Below are 15,132 nucleotides of genomic sequence, written 5' to 3'. Positions count from 1 at the left end.
ACTTTACGTTATAATTAAATTGAAATTGAACCAACGATTACTGCTACAATCAGCATGACGATTGTTGTCATAAATGCAAATGGAATCGTATGTTTCTGATGTTCACCAAGATCAATGCCTGAAAGACCTGTCAGCAGGAATGTTGCACCAGTCAATGGGCTTACAGGGAAACCTGTTGTCATCTGACCGATAATAGATGCACGTGCAATCATGATTGGATTCACACCCATCTGTTCAACAGCAGATGCAAGAACCGGCATAACACCATAGTAGTAGGAATCCGGATCAAACAACAGACTGGCTGGCATTGAAATGATACCTACAAGTACCGGCATCAACTGTCCAACTGAAGCAGGAATAATCTTGACAATCGCTTCTGCCATTGCTGTCAGCATACCTGAATTCTGCATAATACCGATAAAAGAACCGGCTGCAAAAAGCATACTTGCCATCATTAAAGCAGATTTTGCATGCGCATCCACACGTTCAGACTGCATTTTTTTATCAGGATAATTGACAAGCAATGCAATCGCTGTTGCAATCATAAATACCGCTGCCGGAGGCAGAATAGATTTGATCAATACGACAACCGCAATAATAATCAAAGCAATATTAAAGATGAAAAGATGCGGACGCTTTAATTCATCAGCTTCTGTCGCTTCATGATGCGAATCATCCAGTTGAACCGCATCAAGAGCAGCGCCCAGACGCTTTTTCTCAGATTTGCCAAGAAATACTGCGACACCAAGTACAAATGCAAGGCCACAAATCATAGGAATAACCATCGGAGTAAATAATTCCTCGATGTTAGATGACATTGCTGTAATGGCACGAATTGTCGGGCCGCCCCAAGGCAGCATATTCATAACACCGGCTCCCAGTGCAACCAGTGTTGCCAGTGTTGTTTTTCTCATTCCCAGTTTCTCATAAAGCGGCAGCATGGCTGGAATAGCAATCAGGAATGTTACTGCGCCGGAACCATCCAAATGAACGAGACAAGCTAAAATGACTGTACCAATGCAGATCTTGACAGGATCTTTTCCGACTACCTGAAGAATTTTTTTGATGATCGGATCAAAAGTTCCTGCATCCGTCAGAATGCCGAAGAATAAAATTGCAAAGATAAACATAACGCCTGTCGGAGCGATGCTCTTTAAACCGGCTGTAATAAATTCGCCCATGGTCTTGACGGTAAACACACCTTCCTCAAGAACAATATTGCCGGTAAATCCTGCAACAAGGCATCCAATGATTGGTACAATGATCAATGCCAGTAATGTTTGTAACTTTTTTGTCATAATGAGTACAAGCATGATGACAATGGTAAGTACGCCAATGAGTGCTAACATGAAATTTCCCTCCCGTGAATTCATTTGTTTTTTGTTATTTAAGCAGTTGGCCATTTGCTTTTTTCTTACACTTTAATATATAGCAAGATGCGTGCCAACTTTATTTTGCACTATTTAGGCCATTTTACGTTATTTTTCTATCAAAAAATTCCAGATATTTGGAATTTAGCATGGAATAATTCTAAATATCTGGAATTTCAACAATCAAGTTTCGCTTTTTCCTATTTTATTATAAAGAGAAGACAGGGAAATTCCCAATGCCTTCGCCGCTTTCTTCTTTCCATCCGTTGTCCGCCCGTATATATCCAGTGTATGCATAATCTCATTCTTCTCAAATTCACGAATTCTCTGATCAAGAGGAATGATATTCTCTTCCTGCATAACTTGCTGTCCCTGCAAAAGGCTCGGCGGTAGGCAATCCAGCGTAATCTCTGTGCTCAGTGCCATAAGTGCACAATACTCTACGGTATTTCTTAATTCACGGACATTGCCCGGCCAATCATAGCAATACATTCTTTCTTTTACTTCATCCGTAAATGTATAATTTTGTTTATTCTGAATTTCTGCAATATGAAGATAATGTTTCATTAAAGGCAGAATATCTTCTCTTCGCTCTCTTAAAGGCGGAATTGTCAATGGAAAAACAGCAATTCGATAAAATAAATCCATTCGAAACTTCTTTTCTTCTATGTACTGCTGCAAATTGACATTGCAGGCACTGATCAGTCGGATGTCAGTGTCAATTTCCTGGAGTCCGCCGATTCGTCTGAATTTCTTTTCCTGCAGCACACGCAGCAACTTTGCCTGTAGATCATAATCCATTTCTGATATTTCGTCAAGAAAAAGCGTCCCGCCCTTTGCCGTTTCAAAAAGTCCAGGCTTGCCGCCTTTTCTGGCTCCGGTAAATGCACCATTTTCATAGCCAAACAATTCACTCTCAAGCATCGTCTTATTAAGCGCCGCACAGTTGATGGCCACAAATGGCGCATCCCGACGATCACTTTCATTGTGAATAGATTGAGCAAATAGTTCCTTACCACATCCACTTTCCCCCTGAAGTAAAATATTAACAGGGTGTCTGGCCACTTTTTTGGCTTTTGCAATAGTTTCTAATGTTTTGGGACTGCTGCAGATAATTTGTTCAAAACTATAGTGCGTACCGTTTGTTCTGCTTAAACGGTCCTTCATGACTTTCTCCTGTTCTTCCAATTTAAGCATCTTGTCCTTAATACAGTTAGCATTCATCATCGATGTAACAACGGATACACTGCCGACAACCTGTCCATCTTCCATGACCGGATAGACATCAGCAAAATACTCCTGATCATTTTCAACTCTAAACAATGATTCCTGGGGTTTTCCATTCGCAATAACATCCGGCACAACAGCTCCGGGACGAATATCTCGAATTGGCTTACCGCATATTTCTTCCAGACGATAGCCTATAAAACGACTATAGCTGCTGTTAAAATATAAAATTCTGGATTTTTCATCACACAATAGAACCCCCTGATTCATAGCCTCATATATATCCTTTTCTCTCATCCCTATCCCCTTTTCTCATCCAATATTTGTAACTGTTCAGAGCCAAGCAAAATTTCAAAAAAGAGGTTGGCTCTGAAAAGTTACCAATATTTTATTTTTGGAGTCTGCCTGAAACTGAAGCTCATTTGAAATACAGCATTCATTCAGGCCCTCAGATATGTCCGCATATTCTGAAGTGCTGATTTTTCTATTCTTGAAATCTGAGCCTGCGAAATGGCCAGTTCATCCGCTACTTCCATCTGGGTCTTTCCTTCATAAAAACGCATTTTGATAATCCTGTTCTCCCGATGACTGAGTCTTTTCATTGCATCATTCAGCGCCAGATTCTCAACCCAGCTGTTTTCACCATTTTTCCTGTCGCTGACCTGATCCATAATACACAACGCATCTCCACCATCGGTATAAACCGGTTCATATAAAGACATCGGGCTCTGAATGGCATCCAGGGCAAAGACAATGTCTTCCTTCGGAATGCCCGTTTCCTCAGCTATTTCCATTACTGTCGGTTCACGATTATTTCTTGTAATCAAAGCCTCTCTGGCGTATATCGCCTTATAAGCCGTATCTCTTAAAGAGCGACTGACTCGTATAGCACTGTTATCCCGCAGAAAACGACGAATTTCTCCAACGATCATAGGTACAGCATAAGTGCTGAAACGTACACCTTGTGTTAAATCGAAGTTGTCGATTGCTTTTATAAGGCCGATACAGCCCACCTGAAAAAGATCATTGACATTTTCATTGGTACCCGAGAAACGCTGTATAACACTGAGAACCAGCCTGAGATTACCATTGATAAAACGCTCTCTGGCCCGCAGATCATGGCTCTTGATCCTCTTCATCAACATTTCCTTCTCGTCTTCTTTCAGGAGCGGCAGTTTTGCCGTATTGACACCGCAAATCTCCACTTTGTATCCAGCCATACAAATACCTCCGCATCATTAGATTGAGAATTCATCCCAAACATAATGATGCGCATGATGAGGTCATTTTATGCAATGCTGTATCAGGAAATATCTGCCGCCTTCTCAAAAGAAATTGTGCCGCCAAAAATATCCAACGCACTGCCAATTGTCACATCCAGACGACGGTTGCCAAGTTTTTTTAATAATTCAACATCATCAAGAGATCCGACACCGCCGGCATAAGTAATCGGAATGCCATCCCAGACGCCAAGCATTGATGCAAGTTCTTCCTCTATTCCGGAGGCTTTGCCTTCCACATCCACTGCATGAATCAGGAATTCACTGCAGTAAGGCGCCAGAAGATTCAGTGTCTCTTCGTTCACAACATGTTCCGTAAACTTTTGCCAACGATCTGTGACAATATAATAAAGTCCATCCTTTTTTCGACAGCTCAGATCCAGAACCAAATGTTCTCTGCCAACGGATTCATGGATTGCTTTTAAATGTTCAAAATTAATCTTTCCTTCCTTAAACACATAAGAAGTGACAATAACATGTGAAGCGCCGGCGCGAATAAACTTCATCGCGTTATCACTATGAATGCCGCCGCCGATCATCAGACCGCCCGGAAAAGCCTCAAGTGCTCCCAGGGCCTGAGCAAGGTCTGCATCATAGTACTCAGAGCCTTCGGGATTTAAAAGGATAATATGACCGCCAATCAGTCCTTTCTCCCTGTATAACCTGGCATACCAGGCTGCATCCTGTTCTGAAACAAAATTGTCAATGGCCTGATTCATTTCATCCTTTAAACTGCCGCCTACAATCTGTTTCACCTTTCCATTATGTATATCAATACACGGTCTGAATTTCATTGTTCCGCCTCCATTTACGCTTTTGGCCTTATTATATCCAAAATAAAATAATTCTTCAAGCCGCATCATATATTTTAGAGATAGCATTATCGGAGAATTGCTTTATGCGTATCTGTGAACTCCGCGAAAAAGAAGTTATTAACATCCGGGACTGTCAGCGTTTGGGTCGTGTTCTGGATATTGAATTTGATCTTCATACAGGCGTCATCTGTCAGCTGATCCTTCCGGGGCCCTCCCGTTTCTGCGGTTTCTTCGGCCGAGATGCCGAATATCTGATCGGTTGGAAATGCATCCGCCAAATTGGTGCAGATATCATTCTTGTGGACGTTGATCTCGAAAAATGTATGCAAAAACCGACGAATTAAATTGACCTGTGATTCACAATTGTTTATAATAAACGGTAGCAGGGAGTTTTCCCTTTTGTACAGGAGGAAGAATATATGAAGTGCCCATTTTGCAGTGCAGAAGATACTCGTGTTATTGACTCACGTCCGACTGACGACAACGCTTCTATTCGACGTCGCCGCCAATGCCCGGTTTGCGGCAAACGTTTTACGACTTACGAGAAAATCGAGACACTACCATTAATCGTCATCAAGAAAGACAACAATCGTGAACCCTATGACCGCTCCAAAATCGAAGCCGGCATCGTTCGTTCCTGTCATAAACGCCCGATTTCAACCGCTCAGATTACAGCGATTGTGGATGATATCGAAACGACTCTTTACAACAGAGAGGACCGTGAAATTCCGACAATGGTCATCGGAGAGCTTGTCATGGATCACCTGAAGGATCTGGATCCTGTAGCCTATGTTCGATTTGCATCCGTTTACCGTGAATTTAAAGATATCGATACATTTATGGATGAGATTAAAAGCCTTCTCTCATCTAACTAAACGAGATGAAACACATTTTGCGAGTTTCACTCGTTATCGCAACAGTCGCCAAGGTCTTGTGCCAGCACAGTCTTTTGCTCGTTGTTAGCGTAAATCAAAAAGGAAGCTATTCCATCACCCATTCCGTTTGATAACAGAATGGGTTTAGAATAGCTTCCTTTTTTATTTCTTTTTTATCTCCCTTTGAATTCTGCAGCATATCTGCACACACTGTTCATAGGTTTCCTCCGGCAGCATATCTTCACCGAAAGCTGCCTGATAGAGTTTTTCCATGAGAAAAGTCAATTCCTCCGGCTTTACCGTCTGGACTCTGGACTGAAGCCATTTAATATAAGCCCAGTCATCCATTTCCTTATCTGTTCGAATACCTGACTGATCCAGCTCATCCGTCAAGTGTGCCCACATTGCAAGCAATGCTTTATTACGATTGACACGGCTGTAATGCCGGGGCTGATTCTTTCTGCGCCTGTAAACATACACACCCAAACCGGCAATAACAATCATCAAAGCCATGCCGAGCACTATTTTTACTGCGGCAGAAATGCCCTGATTTGTCCTGGAAATATCGGTATTTACACCGGTCTTTGTCTCCTCGGTACGATCATTATCATTACGACTCTCTGAAACAATTTCTGTACTTTCAGTATGATTTCCAGTATCACCGATATCCGAGATTGTCTCTGTACTGTCTGTATAATGATTGCTGACATTATCGGTACTTTCTGAATGGCTGCTGTTTTCCTGAGTTGGCGGATAATTGGATGTCTGCACGCTGTCCGCTGGGGTCATATCCACTGGCACCCATATACCCTGTGACGCATTATAAACTTCCACCCAGGCATGTCCTCTGTATCCGGTCACATCTGCCATATAACCATCTGAAGCACTGTCTGCTTTGAAATCATCCGGCCAGATGACATACCCTGTCACATATCTGGCAGGAATACCCGCCATTCGAAGCATCATCACCCCTGCAGATGCAAAATGCGTGCAATAACCTTTTCTCTGTCTGCCAAAGAAATCCTCAATCACATTACTGCCATCAGGTACAGATTCAAGGTTATCTTTTTGATAGGTGCAGGTTTCCCATAAAATATTCTGTATCTGAGCAACCCACTGAGATACCGATAAATCCCCATTCTCGTCCTGTATGACCTGCACTGCGGCTTCTAAGGAAGGCAGTCCATCCGGCACATTCAGATAATTGGCTTGTACATACCGATTGTAGATATCGAACAACTCCGCTCCATCACCTGCAAAAATACCCGATACGTCTGCATTTGACAATAAAGCATCGTTATCAGTCAACGGATACCCCTGAAAGTCTCTGTTTGATGATGATTTAAGATAACTGTCACCTTCCATTTCTATCCCATCTGTATCAATGCCATAGGGCGCCCATGTGCATGTTTTGCCTGCGGACACATTAGAGATAATATAATTAACAGTACCCGTTTCATCAGATAATCTATCCAGATAATCATACAGCTGTTTCGCCCACAGCGCCTTTGCTTCATCATAGTTCAGACTGTCAGATACCGTCCAATTCAGATATTCATTCTGTAAGCTGTTATCTGTAATCACATTCCACTGTTCTGTCTGTGTATTAAAGCCATCACCGACAAACCCCTTCAGATATATGGCTGCTTCCGGCTTTTTATCCGTCCATATTTTCAGCTTGGTTCTGCCGGACTGTACCGGAGAATGATTCGACACCTGCCACTCCCTGTCACCCAGAAAGACTGATAAAACCTGCTCCGAAGCTGCCATCATTTTCTGGGGATATTTTTTGACTGCTTCATAATGACTGCGCATATATTCCGCTGCAAAAGTATCGGCAATATAATAACTCGATCCAAATATAACTGCCATCAGCACCAAAGCAAAGAGACCGTTTTTCATGGCTTTTGCATTGAATATCCGGCTTCGTCCCGAAACGCTCGTTGATAAAAAAGCCGTCAGTCCTCCACAAAATACTGTTGTCATCACCATCATCCGAATATCCGGAAAACGATTCAGCAGTAGCGACATTGCAAGCACCAGACCGGTAAAAAACAACGGCAGACGTTTTAAACGCCATATGCTGACTGCATATCCCACTGCCAGCACTAATATTCCCAGTACAAGCACATAAAAAAACATACTCTCTGCGGCCTCGGTTTCCCCTGCGGACAACTGCAGATCAATCTGATAATAATTGCGGACAGCATCTGAAAAGCCGTTCAGCCATGCATTCAGCCCGGAGACTGCCTTTGTATGATTAGTATATATGGAGACTGCCAATATACCCATCGCAGCCGGACATGCGATGCTTAGTTTTTGAAGTATCTGGATAATTTCAAATATCAGGCAGAAAATCAGCGCCGCAGCCAATAACATTAGAAAATCAGGGGATAGTCCCACATTTTCACATACCCAGCAAAGCCATCCGGCAGACCAGAATCCAAGCATTATTCCCTGCATGGCCGCTGCCGCAATCAACGTCTTATGTTTATTTCCCATCTTTTTTCCTTTTATTTATCACTATAATCCATTGATCAAACACGGAGCATGCATTTTCCCATGGATGTCTCCATATCTTTTTCATCAAAATGCCCTACCGGTTCATCTGCCGTAAGGATATCCCCGGATAATCTGAGGGTAATATCTGCCGCATACAAACCATACGGAAATGCTTCTTTATACATTACTTTCAGATCCATATTCTCATCATAGCAGACTGCTGACATCAGATAGCCTGTCACCTCATAAATGTCCTCTATTTTGCTGATACGCTGTTTACAAAGATGTCTGCCTTCCAAATCATACCAGACAATAAAATGCCGGCAATTCTGTTCCAGTAAAGCATTCGAAACAGACAATGCTGCCTCAATCAAAGCCGCCATATGCTGCTTTTCTGCTTTAGATGCAGCATAAAAATCTATAAAAATGCCTACTGCAAGGCAGATAGGTTCACCGGCTTCCCTCACATAGAGTTCATCATTTCGCGCTGTCAATTTCCAGTGAACCGTCTGAAGTCTGTCCCCCGGACGATAAGGACGAATTTGATAAGTCTGCGAAGCATCATGACCGGCAGCCTCCGGTTCGTCCTCCTCAGTCTCTCCTGCAAAGTGCCGTACTCCCTCCGAAATTTCAGCTGCTGTATCATAAATCTGCGGTAAAATAGTTATCTCTCCAGTCAAATTGACTTTTTTCGTCAGACAGAATAAATGAAAAATATCCCAAATCTGAATCCTGCCTGCAAACACATGCATCTTACCGCAGTTGTCACCGAAAATCTGACATACTGTAGTCACCGCCGTCCCCTGTTTTCGGCCGTTGTCAAAACTTACGGCATACTTCTCTTTCTTTCCTGTAAAATGGGATAAGCAAATAATTTCCGCATGAATACTCCCGATTAAAAACGGCAGTCTGTTCTCCAATCTGAAAAGAAGTTGAACACCTTTATTCTTCTCTGCCACCGGAACAGGGATTTTCATGGAGACTTTCAACATCTGTCGCTGTATCAACAACAACAGCAATAACAGTACAAAAAGTAGCAATGCCGCCACAAAAAACATGGTCACTGCAGCATCCTCAAAAACAACAGACTCATAAGCCGCAAATATCAGCAGTCCGAGATAAATCATCCATCGTATCATCATACATTCTTTCTCCGGACGGTGGGCCGTTCTGTTTCATTGATAATCTGTTCGATCAATCCCTCTGCCGTTACATGGTTAATTCTTGCTTTGGCATTCAGCCGGATACGATGAATCGCCACATCATAAAAAATATCCGCCACATCATCCGGATAGACAAATTTTCTTCCTCGAAGCCAGGCACTGCTTTTGGCCATAGCCGCCAGCGCCACTGTTCCTCTCGGGCTTATGCCCAGCTCGATCATGTCGTTATTTCTCGTCCTATTCACCAGCCGCACCATATATTTATAAATGGCATTATGCACATAGATCTGCTCCGCCTCACGGCGCGCTTCCAAAAGAGATGCCGCATCCATGACTTTCATCACATCATTTAACGGGTCTCCTGCAGATTTGCCCTTCAGAATAGCAATCTCATCTTCAGGATTCGGATATCCCATGGTCAGACAAATCATAAAACGGTCCACCTGGGATTCTGGCAACATCTGCGTACCGGCGCTCCCCACCGGATTCTGGGTGGCCAGTACAATAAAAGGATTCGGTACCGGTTTGGTGATGCCATCCACCGTCACACCGCCCTCCTCCATGACTTCCAGAAGCGCCGATTGGGTTTTCGGCGATGTACGGTTAATTTCGTCCGCAAGAAATAAATTGCACATAACAGCTCCCGGCTGATAGACAAATTTTCCGCTGCTTTTCTCATACATGGAAAATCCTACAATATCTGCCGGAAGAATATCCGGTGTAAACTGAACACGATTCTGCTTTAAATCCATGGCCTTTGAAAAAGCCAGTGCCATGGTGGTCTTTCCAACTCCAGGTATATCATCCAGTAAAATATGCCCGCCGGCAATCATCGCCGCCATAACTTTCAAAATGCAGGTGTCTTTTCCGATAACTGCCTTTTTAACTTCCGCCATTACAGCATTTGCCTTTTGTAAATTTACAGACTGCATCCGTATTTTCTCCATATTTCCTCCATATTGATTGGCCTTTTTTATCATTTTACATGATTTATTCGGTCAATTCAATCCTTTCAACACTTTAGATGCATTTTAGATGCAGCCGTCAAAACGTCCTGCAGCTACAATCCTTTTTCTGACCTCAGGCTCCTTCCATACGGACAATATCTTTTTTCAGGCGTCCGATAATCTTTTTCTCCAGCCTTGAGATATAGGATTGGGAAATGCCGAGAAAATCTGCTACTTCCTTCTGGGTTTTTTCTTCACCGTCAGCCGTTCGTATGCCAAATCGAAGCTGAATGATTGTCTTTTCTCTCGGCGACAGCTTTGCCAGAGCTTTATACAGCAGATGATAATTAACTTCCTCCTCCATTTTATTGTAGATCACATTTTCATCCGTCCCCAGAATATCAGACAAAAGTAATTCATTGCCGTCCCAGTCTACATTCAGCGGTTCATCAATGGATACCTCCATTTTCAGTTTGCTGCTGCGTCGCAGATACATCAAAATCTCATTTTCAATACATCTTGACGCATAAGTGGCCAGCTTAATATTTTTATCGGGATTATAAGAATTAATGGCTTTGATCAGCCCGATGGTTCCAATAGAAATCAGATCTTCCATTCCTGCACCGGTATTATCAAATTTTCTTGCAATATAGACAACCAGTCGCAGATTATGTTCAATCAGAATATTACGTCCGTGCTCTCTTTCTGCCTCCGTTGCCAACATAGCAATGGCATTTTTCTCCTCCTCGCCCTCTAACGGCACAGGAAGTACATCCGTCCCGCTGATATAATGAATTTCTCCGTTTGATTTATAAATAATGCTTCTGAATCCCCGCACCATACGATATCCCGCATAATTGATTGTCCGCATCACGTCATTACCTCCTGATTTATGATGATTTTACCTATCTGATGCGCTCAGACCATATTCGGATGCAAGATGATCTCATAGCCATCCGTTTTACCAAAAGGCTGCTTTGCTACAGCCAGTACCGGATACGACGTTTGAAAAAAATACCGGCCCTCGAATACAATCAATTCATCCGCGACAAATCCCCTCAGCAGGCCGTTTTCAACACCAATACTGCTGTATGGAATCAATCGAAACCGTGTGTCCCACTCCATTTCTCCCTCAAAAAGACGTGCAGCCAGTTCTTTCCCAATAATGCTGACCGGCTTTCTTCTGATAGGTTCGTACAAACAGTTCCCCGTATCATAAAGCCCGATGGTTTCTATTGTTTTTAGTCCCAATTTGATTTGTACACGGTAAAGAGTCTTCCGCTTATGACGGCAAAGTCGCCTGCATCGTTGACGCAGTTTCCCTGCCAAGTGATGATTCATGAAATGCGTATAATGGAATTGCAGGAAATCATTGTACCTATATATTTCATCCCAGGTGGCAGTCCGGTTTAAAATATTTCTTTCCTCCTGATTTTTGGTACGGATTTATTATAGCGTATGTCCCATAAATAATTTGTCAAAACAGGGCCGTATCATCTGAAATATTTCGACTAAAACTGCCGGATTCATCACGCCAAAGTTTTGTGATGATAAAAAAGAATGATAATATTGAAGACAAAAAGGCACACCCTGACGGATGTGCCTTAAAATTCAAATATTCAATTCATTATTTCTTCTGTAAGAAGCTAGGAATCTGAATGTTGCCTGTTGTACCTGCAGGTTTCTTCGCAGACTGATTCTGCTGAACGAATGAAGGTGGTACAGGACTTCCTGTCGGCGCTTTGTATGTATTGCTGCCAACGCTTGTCTGGTAAAGCGGTTTCTTTGCATAACCAGGTTTCTGTGGTGTTTCCACTTTCTTCTCTTCTTCAAGACCTGTTGCAATAACAGTGATTGTTGCTGAATCCGGGTTAGAATCATCATACATTGCACCGAAGATAATATTCGCAGATTCACCTGCCAGCTCTTCAACATACATAGCTGCTTCATTGGCTTCAATCAGACCGATATCACCGGAAATATTGATAATGATATCTGTTGCGCCTTCAATCGTTGTCTCAAGCAGAGGGCTCGTGATTGCCTGCTTAACAGCTTCAAGTGCTTTATCATCACCATGGCCTTCACCAATACCGATATGTGCAATTCCCTTGTCTTTCATAACAGTTGAAATATCTGCAAAGTCAAGGTTGATCAAACCAGGAACATTGATCAGATCAGTGATACCCTGAACGCCCTGCTGTAATACTTCATCTGCCTTCTTCAGCGCTTCAGGCATAGATGTTCTTCTGTCAACAATCTCAAGCAGCTTGTCATTCGGGATAACGATCAGTGTATCAACATTCTGTTTCAGTCTTTCAATACCCTGGATCGCATTGTTCATACGCTGTCTTGCCTCAAATCTGAATGGCTTTGTAACAACACCGACTGTCAGACATCCGAGATCTTTGGCAATGCCGGCAACAACAGGTGCTGCACCTGTACCTGTACCGCCGCCCATACCACAGGTAACGAATACCATATCAGCGCCTTTGATCAGCTCTGTAAGCTCGTCCATACTCTCTTCTGCCGCCTTTGCACCTACTTCAGGCTTTGCTCCGGCACCAAGACCTTTTGTCAGCTTCTCGCCGATCTGTACTAACTGTGGTGCCTTACATAACTGCAGTGCCTGACGGTCTGTATTAACACCGATGAATTCAACACCGAGAATATTTTCATCTACCATTCGGTTGACAGCATTGTTACCTGCACCGCCAACACCAATTACAAGAATTTTTGCTGCTGCTTCATTTTCATTTGGTTTTATCTCAAGCAAGGTTCTTCCTCCTTCATATTTTACCTTTTATCGTACCATACCATTATATAATATTATTTTTTTTTAAAAATATCAACCTTTATTTATGAATCTTTTGTAAAAATAATTGAATCTTTTGTCGAATCGTACTCCTCAAGATGCAGTGTCCCGGACAGACCTTCCAGTTTCGAAAGCAGATCATTCAGTTCAGAAATCTTTTCTTCCATATATATATCTTTGCCGAGAAGAACCTTAACCTTGCCCATGACAATATAATAGCCGCCGTCATCTGACTTGCCAAGACTATCTGCAGTAATCGCTTCGCTTCGAAGAATAGCTGCAATATCCAAAAAATCTGCAAAGACACCGGTATCATCAGACACCAGTTGTTCACCTACTTCTGCTGTATCAGCTGTTATACCGCTTAAAAGAAGGACATCCTGAAGCTTCTCTGTCTGTTTCAAAACAATTTTGCCGCTGTCATTGACATAAATGTATTCATCTTCTGACTGAACATATCCCGACAGTTTTTCTTCATTCACCTGTACAACAATTGTCTGTGGATTTCTGAGCTGTACATGAATGCTGTTCAACAATGGCTCAGAGGATATATCCGTTTTGCGGTTAAGCAGCCACAACAGCAATGAATTGTTCTGACATTTATCATATTGGATCAATGTCTGGATCGTCTCATCACTGACACGCTCATTCCCTGTAATCCGGATAGTCTTAATCCTGCAGCCAAACACCACCGCCAGAATAAGGCCGACAGTAACAATCAGAACCAGCCACCCCTTCATGCTTTTCTTCTTTTTCTTTTGTTTGCCGGGACGCTTCCTTCTCTGACTTTCTTGCATCTCTCTGTCTGTATCTGTCAATCAATTATCCTCCCATCTTCGTTCTGTATGATCAGTTATACAGCAAATCTCAGCGCCTAATTGCCCAAGATCCCTGCATATATCCTGATAGCCGCGTTCAATATGCTCACTTCCGTGAATCACCGTCTCTCCCTCTGCCGCAAGACCTGCGATGACAAGTGCCGCCCCGCCCCGCAGTTCTTTCGCCTCCACCGTTTCACCATGCATCCGGCAAGGGCCATGAATCACTGCTCTTCGCTGATCAACGGTAATATTACCGCCCATTCTTATCAGTTCCGGAACGACTTTGTATCGATTCTCAAATATATGCTCCGTCACGGTGCTGTCCCCTCTGGCCTGACACAGACATGCCAGCATCTGAGACTGCATATCCGTCGGAAATCCCGGATAAGGTTCTGTTTCAATTCCTTTAACAGCCAAGAGCATAGACGGTGCTATTATTTTAATACTTTCTTTGTAAATAATCAAGCCACATCCTGATTCTACCAGCACATCTGCAACAGCACGCACATTTTCAATATGAATTCCCTTTAAAACAATCTCTCCGCCAACAGCGGCGGCAGCAGCCATGTAGGTACCCGCAGCAATCCGATCAGCCATGATCGTGTACTCTGTATCATGAAGTGTTTTTACCCCTTTGATCCGTATCCTCTCTGTGCCTTCTCCTTCTATGCACGCACCGGATTTTTTCAGAAAACGGCACAGATCTGCAATTTCAGGTTCCATAGCGGCATGGATAATTTCAGTAACACCGTCTGCAAGTACAGCAGCCAGCAAAATATTTTCTGTCACCCCTACACTGGGATAAGGCAGTTCAATCCTGTTTCCCTTCAATCCTGTCGTTTTGCATTCAATTTTATTTTCCTTCAGATCGATCTGTACATTCATCTTTCGAAGTGCATCAATATGCCAATCTATAGGCCTGGCCCCTATGGTACAGCCGCCGGGATAAGGCATTGTAACTTCCTGTCCTCTTCCCAGCAGCGCTCCCAAAAGGATGATCGATGAGCGCATTTTTCCGGCATCCAGAGAAGAAACGGCAACTGTATCCATCTGATCTGTTTTTACCCAGACGTCTCCGTCATCCCACATAATCCGGGCACCCGACTGCTGAAGAATACGCAGCATATGATGCACATCCATTATCTGTGGGCAGCGACGAAGACGAACCATTCCGTTATTCAAAACAGAGGCAGCAATGATGGGCAGCGCAGCATTTTTGGCGCCCTGAACTTCAATCTCGCCATGTAGACTGTGTCCGCCGCGGATCTTTATATGTGACATATCTCGCCTCCACGATTACAGGTTTGTGACTTCCCGTCA

14 protein-coding genes are annotated in these 15,132 nt (G+C 43.1%); 2 read left to right on the top strand and 12 right to left on the bottom strand.

Annotated features, from left to right (window positions below):
- Positions 1 to 14: 14 nt before the first annotated feature.
- The 4 genes from NBH03_RS02700 to hisA form a co-directional block, all read right to left on the bottom strand.
- Positions 15 to 1,349: a CitMHS family transporter gene (locus NBH03_RS02700; protein WP_117528634.1), complete on the bottom strand. Its 1,335-nt coding sequence runs from the start codon at positions 1,347 to 1,349 to the stop codon at positions 15 to 17.
- A gap of 204 nt (positions 1,350 to 1,553) precedes the next feature.
- A complete protein-coding gene (locus NBH03_RS02695; RefSeq protein ID WP_117539061.1) occupies positions 1,554 to 2,894 on the bottom strand; it encodes a sigma-54 interaction domain-containing protein in 1,341 nt (446 codons plus the stop codon).
- A 143-nt stretch (positions 2,895 to 3,037) separates the two neighbouring features.
- On the bottom strand, positions 3,038 to 3,817 hold the full coding sequence (gene sigG / locus NBH03_RS02690; protein WP_015514527.1) for an RNA polymerase sporulation sigma factor SigG: 780 nt from the start codon (positions 3,815 to 3,817) through the stop codon (positions 3,038 to 3,040).
- An 83-nt stretch (positions 3,818 to 3,900) separates the two neighbouring features.
- Entirely contained in the window at positions 3,901 to 4,671 is a 771-nt protein-coding gene (hisA, locus tag NBH03_RS02685) for a phosphoribosylformimino-5-aminoimidazole carboxamide ribotide isomerase (RefSeq protein WP_250796809.1), read from the bottom strand.
- 104 nt (positions 4,672 to 4,775) lie between these two features.
- Between hisA and NBH03_RS02680 the strand changes: the two genes are divergently transcribed.
- Positions 4,776 to 5,036, top strand: coding sequence for a YlmC/YmxH family sporulation protein (locus tag NBH03_RS02680; RefSeq protein WP_015514529.1), 261 nt, complete (start codon positions 4,776 to 4,778; stop codon positions 5,034 to 5,036).
- 75 nt (positions 5,037 to 5,111) lie between these two features.
- Positions 5,112 to 5,567, top strand: a complete 456-nt coding sequence (nrdR, locus tag NBH03_RS02675; RefSeq protein WP_250796805.1) for a transcriptional regulator NrdR — start codon at positions 5,112 to 5,114, stop codon at positions 5,565 to 5,567.
- A gap of 162 nt (positions 5,568 to 5,729) precedes the next feature.
- Here nrdR and NBH03_RS02670 read toward each other — a convergent pair whose 3' ends face one another.
- The 8 genes from NBH03_RS02670 to murA all read right to left on the bottom strand — a co-directional run bounded on the left by NBH03_RS02670 (position 5,730) and on the right by murA (position 15,093).
- Positions 5,730 to 8,069, bottom strand: a complete 2,340-nt coding sequence (locus NBH03_RS02670; RefSeq protein WP_250796803.1) for a transglutaminase domain-containing protein — start codon at positions 8,067 to 8,069, stop codon at positions 5,730 to 5,732.
- Positions 8,070 to 8,104: 35 nt separating this feature from the next.
- The gene (locus NBH03_RS02665) at positions 8,105 to 9,211 is read right to left on the bottom strand and encodes a DUF58 domain-containing protein (protein ID WP_250796802.1); all 1,107 of its coding nucleotides are present in this window, start codon (positions 9,209 to 9,211) and stop codon (positions 8,105 to 8,107) included.
- A complete protein-coding gene (locus NBH03_RS02660; RefSeq protein WP_250796801.1) occupies positions 9,208 to 10,164 on the bottom strand; it encodes an AAA family ATPase in 957 nt (318 codons plus the stop codon). The genes NBH03_RS02665 and NBH03_RS02660 overlap by 4 nt, the downstream gene beginning before the upstream one ends.
- A 148-nt stretch (positions 10,165 to 10,312) precedes the next feature.
- Positions 10,313 to 11,050 (bottom strand): RNA polymerase sporulation sigma factor SigE, encoded by a 738-nt coding sequence (sigE, locus tag NBH03_RS02655; RefSeq protein WP_015514534.1) that lies wholly within the window; start codon positions 11,048 to 11,050, stop codon positions 10,313 to 10,315.
- Positions 11,051 to 11,097: 47 nt separating this feature from the next.
- Complete coding sequence (locus NBH03_RS02650; RefSeq protein WP_117528639.1) at positions 11,098 to 11,520, bottom strand: sigma-E processing peptidase SpoIIGA; 423 nt, start codon at positions 11,518 to 11,520, stop codon at positions 11,098 to 11,100.
- A 286-nt stretch (positions 11,521 to 11,806) separates the two neighbouring features.
- The gene (ftsZ, locus tag NBH03_RS02645) at positions 11,807 to 12,952 is read right to left on the bottom strand and encodes a cell division protein FtsZ (protein ID WP_215689944.1); all 1,146 of its coding nucleotides are present in this window, start codon (positions 12,950 to 12,952) and stop codon (positions 11,807 to 11,809) included.
- An 83-nt stretch (positions 12,953 to 13,035) separates the two neighbouring features.
- Positions 13,036 to 13,809 carry a cell division protein FtsQ/DivIB gene (locus NBH03_RS02640; protein ID WP_215689945.1) on the bottom strand — a complete coding sequence of 258 codons (774 nt, stop codon included), beginning with the start codon at positions 13,807 to 13,809 and terminating at the stop codon, positions 13,036 to 13,038.
- Positions 13,810 to 15,093: a UDP-N-acetylglucosamine 1-carboxyvinyltransferase gene (murA, locus tag NBH03_RS02635; RefSeq protein WP_250796800.1), complete on the bottom strand. Its 1,284-nt coding sequence runs from the start codon at positions 15,091 to 15,093 to the stop codon at positions 13,810 to 13,812.
- Positions 15,094 to 15,132: the final 39 nt, after the last annotated feature.

Origin of the sequence: Coprococcus intestinalis, assembly GCF_023656595.1 — a bacterium.
Taxonomy (GTDB): Bacteria; Bacillota; Clostridia; order Lachnospirales; family Lachnospiraceae; genus Coprococcus_A; species Coprococcus_A intestinihominis.
The sequence above is the reverse complement of the archived record's forward strand: the minus strand, read 5'-3'. Positions and strand labels throughout refer to the sequence as shown.

Bases quoted from the DNA above. Each gene is read 5' to 3' on its own strand.
- NBH03_RS02700 (WP_117528634.1), bottom strand. From the start codon at position 1,349: ATGTTAGCACTCATTGGCGTACTTACCATTGTCATCATGCTTGTACTC.
- NBH03_RS02695 (WP_117539061.1), bottom strand. From the start codon at position 2,894: ATGAGAGAAAAGGATATATATGAGGCTATGAATCAGGGGGTTCTATTG.
- sigG (WP_015514527.1), bottom strand. From the start codon at position 3,817: ATGGCTGGATACAAAGTGGAGATTTGCGGTGTCAATACGGCAAAACTG.
- hisA (WP_250796809.1), bottom strand. From the start codon at position 4,671: ATGAAATTCAGACCGTGTATTGATATACATAATGGAAAGGTGAAACAG.
- NBH03_RS02680 (WP_015514529.1), top strand. From the start codon at position 4,776: ATGCGTATCTGTGAACTCCGCGAAAAAGAAGTTATTAACATCCGGGAC.
- nrdR (WP_250796805.1), top strand. From the start codon at position 5,112: ATGAAGTGCCCATTTTGCAGTGCAGAAGATACTCGTGTTATTGACTCA.
- NBH03_RS02670 (WP_250796803.1), bottom strand. From the start codon at position 8,069: ATGGGAAATAAACATAAGACGTTGATTGCGGCAGCGGCCATGCAGGGA.
- NBH03_RS02665 (WP_250796802.1), bottom strand. From the start codon at position 9,211: ATGATGATACGATGGATGATTTATCTCGGACTGCTGATATTTGCGGCT.
- NBH03_RS02660 (WP_250796801.1), bottom strand. From the start codon at position 10,164: ATGCAGTCTGTAAATTTACAAAAGGCAAATGCTGTAATGGCGGAAGTT.
- sigE (WP_015514534.1), bottom strand. From the start codon at position 11,050: ATGCGGACAATCAATTATGCGGGATATCGTATGGTGCGGGGATTCAGA.
- NBH03_RS02650 (WP_117528639.1), bottom strand. From the start codon at position 11,520: ATGAATCATCACTTGGCAGGGAAACTGCGTCAACGATGCAGGCGACTT.
- murA (WP_250796800.1), bottom strand. From the start codon at position 15,093: ATGTCACATATAAAGATCCGCGGCGGACACAGTCTACATGGCGAGATT.